Here is a 1,027-nt window from a genome sequence, read left to right as displayed (position 1 = left end):
GCAGCGCGCTGCAGGCGCTACGCGCGCGGCTGCGCGCCGCCCGCGCACACTCGGGCCTGTTCGACATGCAAGGTTTTGCCAGCGACTTTGCGGCCCTGCTGCAGCAGCTTGCCCGTCACCACGGCTGGCACGGCACTGACGCCGGCTGACCGCGGCCTGCGCTAGGCTCGGCGCTTCCCGACCTGGAGGGCCTATGGGCAAGCTCAAGCGCAAGCAGTACGAACAGCTGCTCGAACCGATGCAGCTGGAACTGGCCAATATGGCGCGCTGGGCCGCGCACCGCGGACAACGCATCTTGGCGCTGTTTGAAGGCCGCGACACCGCCGGCAAGGGCGGCGCGATCCAGGACATCGCCAAACACCTGAATCCGCGTCAGTGCCGCGTCGTCGCCCTGCCCCGGCCGACCGAGCGCGAAAGCACCCAGTGGTATTTCCAGCGCCACATCGCCCACCTGCCCGCCGCCGGCGAGATCGTGCTGATGGACCGCAGCTGGTACAACCGCGCCGGCGTGGAAAAGGTGATGGGTTATTGCACCGATGCGCAGTACCAGGCATTCCTCGCGCAGGCTCCTGCCTTCGAGAAACTGCTGGTGGACGATGGCATCCTGCTGTTCAAGTACTGGCTGGGGGTGGACCAGCAACAGCAGGAAGAGCGTTTCGCGCAGCGTCGCGACGATCCGCTCAAAGGCTGGAAGCTGTCACCGGTGGATCTGAAGGCACGCCCTGCCTACGCCGAGTACGGCAAAGCCCGCGACGCCATGCTCGCCGCCACCCACACCGCACACGCACCGTGGACGCTGGTGGATTTCAATGACCAGAAGCGCGGGCGCCTCACCCTGATCCGCAATCTGCTCGACCGGCTGCCGGACACCCGTGTCGACGAGCCGCCGATCGAACTGCCGCCACTCGCCGGCACCCCCCAAAAAGAGAAATACAGCGTGCTGCAACCCGTGCCGGATTTCCCCGTCGGCGATTGAACACCCCGGCGGCGGCGACGGACGAGATGCCCCGGAGCGGCGGCGTCCACG

The 1,027-nt window shown here is 67.2% G+C and carries 1 protein-coding gene; it reads left to right on the top strand.

What is annotated here, in order from left to right:
• Positions 1 to 193 precede the first annotated feature (193 nt).
• On the top strand, positions 194 to 976 hold the full coding sequence (ppk2, locus tag JCM9942_RS16710; protein ID WP_054660962.1) for a polyphosphate kinase 2: 783 nt from the start codon (positions 194 to 196) through the stop codon (positions 974 to 976).
• Positions 977 to 1,027 lie beyond the last annotated feature (51 nt).

Origin of the sequence: Stenotrophomonas pictorum JCM 9942, from assembly GCF_001310775.1 — a bacterium.
Taxonomy (GTDB): domain Bacteria; phylum Pseudomonadota; class Gammaproteobacteria; order Xanthomonadales; family Xanthomonadaceae; genus Stenotrophomonas; species Stenotrophomonas pictorum.
Note: the sequence above shows the minus strand (reverse complement) of the source record. Positions and strands in the feature narration are given on the sequence as shown.

Excerpts from the sequence above, each read along its gene's own strand:
- ppk2 (WP_054660962.1), top strand. The coding sequence starts at position 194 with ATGGGCAAGCTCAAGCGCAAGCAGTACGAACAGCTGCTCGAACCGATG.